Origin of the sequence: Porphyromonas catoniae ATCC 51270 (assembly GCF_000565015.1) — a bacterium.
Classification (GTDB): Bacteria; Bacteroidota; Bacteroidia; order Bacteroidales; family Porphyromonadaceae; genus Porphyromonas; species Porphyromonas catoniae.
In genome coordinates this window covers 160,681-168,637 of the sequence record NZ_JDFF01000025.1, presented here as the reverse complement: position 1 = coordinate 168,637, position 7,957 = coordinate 160,681, and the positions used below count along the sequence as shown (strand labels likewise).

The following is a 7,957-nucleotide window of genomic DNA, read 5'->3' as shown; positions in this document are numbered from 1 at the left end:
TTGCAAAGGTAATGCTTTTTTCTAAACTACCAAAACAATCCGCAAATTGTCTAAATGCGTCACCAGCTGAAGACTCATCGACTTGTCTCCAAAGAATGGCTACTCGCACTCGAGAAGCCCAGCAGACACCGCTAACAACCCGCTGGCAAGATCGTGACCGCAAAGGTACTGCTTTTACAACAACATCTCCAAATGAAAGAACAACACTGCAAGACAATACTTGCCACACCTCAGGACCTTCCTAGTCTCGCAAGACAAAACTCATATAATAATGAGTAAAGACAAAATACAATAACTCTTCCCCTCCACACTGCACAACTGCAACACCACCAAGCATACACTTCCCGGCCACAAAGCTCCACCTTTTTACCCCAAAATAACACCGCATAACACACTAGAAATAAAAACATTACAAACTAACCCAAAAGTGTACTTCACGAGTTGTGGTAACTCGTCAGAGAGAGTTATGGTAAATCGCTCAAACAAGTTATGGTAACTCACCAAAGAGAGTTACCATAACTCGCCAAGACGACTTATGGTAACTCGTTATACACCTTCACAAACGCTACAAAATCAACCCATTACAACAACCTACACAGAACGGCTACACTCCGACCATCCGAGCGGCTCAGGAGAATACACCCCACGATAAACAACTCCCCCTAAAGGTTATCTCGACCAATAGTGCGACGACCACACCCAACAACACAGGAGAGCAACCATCTCGAGGGACAAGACCATATCCACCTGCGGATAGAGAGGGAGCGGTTAGAGGGTTAGTGGTTTTGGATTAACTTTGTCAAGTCATTAGTAACTTAACGCAGACGTCTATTTTGGATCACATATTTGCACTAGACATGAAGGTACGTGACTACGAGTGCGACCTTCAGGGCGTGGTGAATAACGCCAATTACCAACACTACATGGAGCATACCCGCCATGAGTTCCTCGAGAGCCTAGGCGTGAACTTCGGCCAGATGCACGAGGACGGACTGGATGCCTTCGTCTCAAAAGTCACCATCTCCTACAAGAAGAGCCTGAAAAGTGGAGATCACTTTCGCTCAGCTCTACACTGTGCTATGCGTGGGCCTAAACTTACCTTCTACCAAGACATCCTACACACAGATGGCAGCCTAGCAGCCCAGGGCGAAGTAGAGTGTGTGCTGGTCAAAGATGGTCAGCTCACACGAGGAGAGTTCTTTGCCGAGCTCTTGAAGGACGTCCTTCGCTAGACTTTAGACCAACGATATTCCTTTATTAATTGCCCCTTTACCCCTAGCTCATGGCAAAGAAAATCGTAGAAACCCCCTTAATGAAGCAGTACCTAGAGATTAAGGCCAAGCATCCAGATGCAGTCTTACTCTTTCGGGTAGGGGACTTCTATGAGACCTTCAGTGAGGATGCGATCACAGCCTCCGAGATCCTAGGGATTACACTCACCAAGCGAGCCAATGGCTCAGCTGCACACGTGGAGCTGGCGGGCTTCCCGCATCATGCATTAGATACCTATCTACCCAAGCTGGTCAGAGCGGGGAAGCGCGTGGCGATCTGTGATCAACTAGAAGACCCCAAGCAAACAAAGAAGCTCGTCAAGCGTGGGATAACAGAGCTCGTAACTCCGGGTGTCGTCCTCGGAGACAACGTGCTGAAGAACAAGGAGAACAATTATCTGGCAGCTGTGTACCTCACTGACAATGGTCTAGGAAGCATCTCACTGCTGGACATATCAACGGGAGAATTCCTCGTATCAGAGGGTACCAACGAGCACCTCGACAAGCTCCTCTCTTCGTATCTACCCAAGGAAGTACTCGTAGAGCGCAAGGCACGGGGAGCTTTCGATCGAACATTTGCCTACCGAGGCTTCGTCTTCGAGGTGGAGGACTGGACATTCGCCGTAGAGAACAATCGTCAGAAGCTCCAAAACCAGCTCGGCGTGAAGAGCCTCAAAGGCTTAGGGCTAGAGAACAAAAGGCTCTCCATTGCCTCAGCAGGTGCTATCCTAAACTATCTAGAGCTGACCAGTCACAACGAGCTGGGGCATATCACCACCCTTCGCAGTATCGACCGACTAGGTACGATGCGACTAGATAGCTTTACCTTCCGTAGCCTAGAGATATTACAGCCGATGAGCTATGAAGGCGGGAAGAGCCTACTAGACGTGCTGGATGCTACCGTGACCCCAATGGGGGGACGCCTACTACGACACTGGCTCTCGTTCCCACTCATCGAATTGCCCGAGATCCACCGCCGTCAGCAGGTCGTGGCAGCACTAGTACGTGACGCAGAGCTACGCCGTACGCTAGGCGAGCACATGATGGGTATAGGGGATCTGGAGCGAATGGCCTCCAAGGTTGCCCTCGGGCGTATATCACCACGAGAGACACGGGTCATAGCACATTCGCTTCGCTCTACGGCACAAATTGCCTCCCTACTGAGCAAGGCTGAGGGAGAAGAGCTACATAGGATGGCTGAGCGGTTTGAGACAAACGAAGAAGTCATCCTCGACATAGAGCGAAGCCTTACTGATGAGCCTCCGATTGCCCTTGGACGAGGAGCCGTCATCGCCTCGGGTATTAATGAGGAACTTGATGAGCTTCGCAACCTCTCCTCACACGGCAAGGACTATCTCGTACACCTACAGGACAGAGAGAGCCGAAAGGCTGGCATTCCACTGAAGATCGCTTTCAATAATGTCTTTGGCTACTATGTAGAGGTACGCTCCCAGCATACGAAGAGTGTCCCCGAGACTTGGACACGCAAGCAGACGCTCGTAGGAGCAGAGCGATATATCTTCCCCGAACTAAAGGAATATGAGGAGAAGATCCTCGGAGCCGAGGAACGTATTGCGGCAATTGAGGCACGGCTCTACTCGGAGCTTATCGCTCGTCTATCTCGACACATCCAACTCCTACAGCGTAATGCACGCACCTTGGCAGAGCTAGACTGCCTCGTCTCATTTGCTTCGTGTGCCGAAGCAAACCGATATGTCTGCCCCGTAGTAGATGAGGGTACAGTGCTGGACATCAAGCAAGGGCGACACCCCGTGATTGAGAAGCAGCTTCCCTTCGGAGAGTCTTACGTGCCGAACGACGTACACCTAGATCAGAAGGAGACCCAGATCATGGTCATCACGGGTCCCAATATGAGTGGTAAGTCCGCCCTCCTTCGCCAGACAGCGCTCATCACTCTACTGGCACAGATTGGATCCTTCGTCCCTGCAGAGGCAGCACACATAGGCCTTGTGGATGGGATATTCACCCGTGTGGGGGCTTCGGACAACATCTCTCGAGGCGAATCGACCTTCATGGTAGAGATGCAGGAGGCAGCAAGCATACTCAATAATCTCTCCGACCGATCTCTCATCCTCTTTGATGAGCTAGGGCGTGGCACGAGCACCTATGACGGGATCTCCATTGCTTGGGCAATCATCGAGTACCTACACGATAATAGGCATGGTCGCCCCAAGACGCTTTTTGCCACCCACTATCACGAGCTGAACGATCTAGAGAATAGACTAGAGCGAGTGAAGAACTTCAATGTCTCTGCCCGAGAGATCGAGGGGAAAATGCTCTTCCTACGCAAGCTCATACCGGGTGGTAGCGAGCATAGCTTTGGTATCCAAGTGGCACGCCTCGGTGGTATGCCCCAGAGCATCACACAACGAGCCACTGAGATCCTTGTACAGCTTGAGGAGGCACATATCCATGAGGTAACAGGACTAGGCACGGAGATTAAGATTACAAAGGCAAAGAAGCCCAGCACTACAACCACCGAAGGTGTACAGGGCGTACAGATGAGCTTCTTCCAGCTCGATGACCCTGTCCTCTCCGATATACGAGAGCGACTCCTCCGGGTAGACATCAATAGCCTAACCCCTCTTGAGGCTCTGAATAAGCTCTGCGAGATACAGCGTCTCCTAACCACCCCTCAGTAACACCATCAGCCCCTATGCCCTATCTACAGCTCACACTGCGCTACCACTACCCCACGACTGAGACCCCATCCTCACTATCCGACGAAGACCTCAGTGACTGGCTCATCTCCGAGCTTGGTACGATTGGGTTCGAGAGCTTTGAGCAGAGTGAGGGAGCGATTAAGGCCTTCATCCCTGAGCAGGACTATAGTGAAGAGGCTACACAAGAGCTCCTCTCCTCCTTCCCTCTAGAGGGTTTCTCCTACGAGTACACTACGGAGCTCCTCCCCGAGGTTAATTGGAATGAGGAGTGGGAGAAACACTACTTCCAACCCATACTCCTAGGCGAAGGGCAGTGTCTCATCCGCGCGCCTTTCCATGAGCCACAGCCAGAGCTCCCATTGGAAATCATTATTAGTCCCAAGATGGCCTTTGGCACAGGTAACCACGAGACCACCTCACTCATCTGCTCTTGGCTCCTTGGTCATGACCTTCGGGGACTACGTGTACTAGACATGGGCTGTGGTACGGGGATACTCGGTATCATCGCCCTCAAGCGTGGTGCTGGTTCACTCACAGCTATTGACATAGACCCTTGGGCCTATGAGAATGTACAAGAGAATGCCTCCCTCAATAATGTCTCTATAGATGAGATCATCTGTGGCGATGCCTCTACCCTTGAGAGCAAAGCACCCTATGACCTCATTCTTGCTAACATCACCCGCAACATCCTCCTGGAGGATATGCCTCGCTATACAGCGGTCATGCGCTCGGGCAGTAGGCTCCTACTCAGTGGCTTCTATGAGGAGGATATTCCCCTGCTCGTGGCACGTGGTGAGGAGCTTGGACTACAATTCGTAGCCAACGTGGTACATAATCGTTGGTCACTCGTTGAGCTCCTCCATCCCTAACCCTTACACCCCTACACGAGTAAACTCATCAAACAAATCGACTCATGATACGAATGACTACTCTTCGTCTCCTTGCTTTTTCTCTCCTTGCGCTCTTCTCTACGGGGCAAGTCCAAGCGACACAGCATGGCCGTCCACGCCTTGTTGTGACGATGATGGTAGACCAGATGACTTGGGACTACCTCTACCGTTACCAGGCACGCTTTGTGGATGGAGGCTTCAAACGGCTACTCTCTGAGGGCTTCAACTGCGAGAATACACGCATCAACTACATCCCTGCCTATACCGCCATCGGCCACAGCTCCGTACATACAGGTAGCGTACCCTCTATCCATGGCATCGCAGGTAATGACTTCTATAAGGACGGGAAGCCTATCTACTGCACGCAGGATACCCTCGTGGCATCCGTGGGCGTACCCAATGGCAAGAGCGGACAAATGTCCCCTCGCAACCTCCTCACGACCACCATTGCTGACGAACTACGCATTGCTACGAACTTCCGGTCAAAGACCATTGGCATTGCGATCAAGGACAGAGCCTCTATCCTCCCCGCTGGTCATACGACAAACGGCGCTTATTGGCTTGATGACGCCTCGGGTAACTTCATCACAAGCACCTACTATCGTACAGAGCTTCCCGATTGGGTGAAAAAGTTCAATGCCCGTGGGAGGGTGAAGGAGCTCCTCAGTCAAGGTTGGAAGCCTCTCTACGATCTCAAGACCTATCGTGAGAGCACAGCTGATAAGACTGACTACGAACAGCCCTGGGGCAAGAAGGGTGAAGTACCTGCTACCCTCCCCCTCGACACCAAGGCACTGATGAAGACCAATGGTCTTGGGGTCATCCGCACAACCCCCTTTGGTAATACTCTGACCTTTGAAATGGCTAAGGCAGCTATCGAAGGCGAACATCTAGGCGAAGGCAAGGAGACCGATTTCCTAGCTATGAGTCTCTCTGCCACGGACTACATCGGGCATCGCTACGGGACATTTGCTGTGGAGACCGAGGACACCTACCTACGCCTCGACCGCGAACTAGCGTTCTTTCTCAACTACCTAGGTAGGAAGGTTGGCGAGGCCGGATACCTATTCATCCTCACCGCAGATCATGCAGCTGCGCACAACCTCACCTTTAACCGTGACCACAAGATCCCAGGTGAGGCTCTTCGCTCCGACATCGCACGCTCGATCATCGACTCTGCTGCACGTGCCTTCATAGGCTCTGAGGCAAAGGTCGTACAGGCTTATTTCAACTATCAGGTATTCTTCGATGATGCACGCCTTGACGCCCTCAACATTGACCGCCTTGCCCTACAACGTGCGATTAGCAAGGCGCTCAAGGATAAGCTCCCAGGGGTAGCCTACGCCATCCCAGCAGCCGATGTAGTAAATGCCCCCATACCCGAGGCTATTAAGACTCGTATCATCAATGGCTACCGCAAGGGACGCAGTGGGGACATCTTCGTCGTCCCAGACCCAGGGTGGTACTCCAAGGGGAGTGCAGAGACGCCAAGAGGCACAACACACGGCGTCTGGTCACCCTACGACACACACATCCCCCTCATCTTCATGGGTAAGAGCATTCGCTCTGGGCATCTCTATCGTGAGACCTATATCACGGACATCGCTGCCACGCTGGCTGCTCTCTTGAAGACCCAGTACCCCTCGGGTTGCATCGGTCATCCGATTACCGAGGCCTTCGATGAAGACTAAGCCCCCTTCCCTGTATCACCCTACGAGGAATCCGATGGGATAGCTCCTCTCTTCCCCAAAGAGACCACCCCCTCAATACCACAGCGTATTGAGGGGGTGATCTTTATTATCGTCCCTAAAGAGACGATACTAGGGCTACATACCTTGGCTACCGAGAGGTGTTCAGGAAAATCTCCCTGAGGTCAGCAGCGAAGTGAAAGTCATAGAGACCGAGGCGCTTTACGGGTAAATCCTCCGAGGTTGTTAGAGGTAGCGTCACGACCTTCGAGAGATGATGTAGCAGTGGGCCTCCACGTCCTTGGTCAAGCCATGACACATAGAGCTGGCGAAGATCGGCATTAATCCCAAGCGTCATCTGTAGCCCCACCTTGCTATCGCTCTCGGTACGTCCCGAGACGCGATAGTAGAGCTTGGCCTCTAGGTGCTGAATGGTCTCCGCCGGTGTGTCTTTTGCAAGGGTAACCCGATATACCGTGCGCTCCTTCGTCTCTGGAGAAGCCCCTGCGAAGAAGATCATCTGTGTCTCTGCATCATAGACCATCGTACGCCCAGCACTCTCCGTTAGGGTGAAGCGAGCCAATACCCTCCCCTCCTTCATGGAGAAGAGGTAATAGCGGTTAGACGAATCCCTAAGTATGAGATACGCACCTCCAGCCTTGTAAACCCTCACCAGCGTAGCACCCTTATGCACAATCTCTATAGAGGTACTGCTCGTGGAGCCTATTGAGAATTGTAGGGCTACCCGATCATGCCTTCGGAAGAAATACCCCTTATCCTCCCATGAAGCCGCATCCAATGGATATTCCCAAGCTCCGCCAACGGTGATTGGGCTTAGCTTACCATCCTCTGGTGTCAAGCGATAGAAGGACCGCTTCGAGAAGGCAAGGTAGGTGGATCCGTCGGAGAGGGTGAAGCTCTGGCGCACCCAATTATCATCATTCGGCTCCTCGATACGTATGTTCCGCTGGATCTTGAGGCTCTTTCGGTCAAGCAGGAGCAGGCGAGAGGCGTGCTTACTCTCCGAGAAGTCATACTTAGCCAGTAGAGCGATGTAACTACCCGCCTCTGACAGCTGTGTCTCACAGATATCCTTATGCCCCTCGTAGTCTTTATTTAGGTCAGCCAAGGCATCCCCCACATGCTTCCCCGTTCGGTCAAGTAGGAAAAGGTGAGGTGACACTGCTACTTCTACAAACTCATTATAATGGTAGCGTGCCTGCCCCCCGTCATGCAGCAGCGTGTAGCCCTCATAGCCTTCGTAGGGCTTATGAGGCTTGGGTTCATCGGGCTTCTTGGGTTGCTCCTTGGGGGAGGGTTTGGGTGCTGGAGTAGGCTCGTTCGTTTTGCTCCTGCACCCTGAGATCAGGGCTACGGTTACTAGGAGCAAAGAGAGGGATGAATGGATCTTCATAAAGCCATGA

General features: G+C 52.2%; 5 protein-coding genes. 4 read left to right on the top strand and 1 reads right to left on the bottom strand.

Annotated features, from left to right (window positions below; all coding sequences use genetic code 11):
• The first annotated feature begins 830 nt into the window (after window positions 1-830).
• The 4 genes from HMPREF0636_RS08135 to pafA are packed head-to-tail and all read left to right on the top strand — an operon-like array spanning window position 831 to window position 6,536.
• Window positions 831-1,232, top strand: a complete 402-nt coding sequence (locus HMPREF0636_RS08135) for an acyl-CoA thioesterase (protein ID WP_044169706.1) — start codon at window positions 831-833, stop codon at window positions 1,230-1,232.
• Between the two features lie 50 nt (window positions 1,233-1,282).
• Complete coding sequence (gene mutS / locus HMPREF0636_RS08130; protein WP_044169705.1) at window positions 1,283-3,934, top strand: DNA mismatch repair protein MutS; 2,652 nt, start codon at window positions 1,283-1,285, stop codon at window positions 3,932-3,934.
• 14 nt (window positions 3,935-3,948) lie between these two features.
• Window positions 3,949-4,824 (top strand): 50S ribosomal protein L11 methyltransferase, encoded by an 876-nt coding sequence (prmA, locus tag HMPREF0636_RS08125; protein WP_044169704.1) that lies wholly within the window; start codon window positions 3,949-3,951, stop codon window positions 4,822-4,824.
• 44 nt (window positions 4,825-4,868) lie between these two features.
• Window positions 4,869-6,536: an alkaline phosphatase PafA gene (gene pafA / locus HMPREF0636_RS08120; RefSeq protein WP_081748442.1), complete on the top strand. Its 1,668-nt coding sequence runs from the start codon at window positions 4,869-4,871 to the stop codon at window positions 6,534-6,536.
• Between the two features lie 148 nt (window positions 6,537-6,684).
• Here pafA and HMPREF0636_RS08115 read toward each other — a convergent pair whose 3' ends face one another.
• On the bottom strand, window positions 6,685-7,947 hold the full coding sequence (locus tag HMPREF0636_RS08115; protein WP_044169702.1) for a hypothetical protein: 1,263 nt from the start codon (window positions 7,945-7,947) through the stop codon (window positions 6,685-6,687).
• Between the last annotated feature and the right edge of the window lie 10 nt (window positions 7,948-7,957).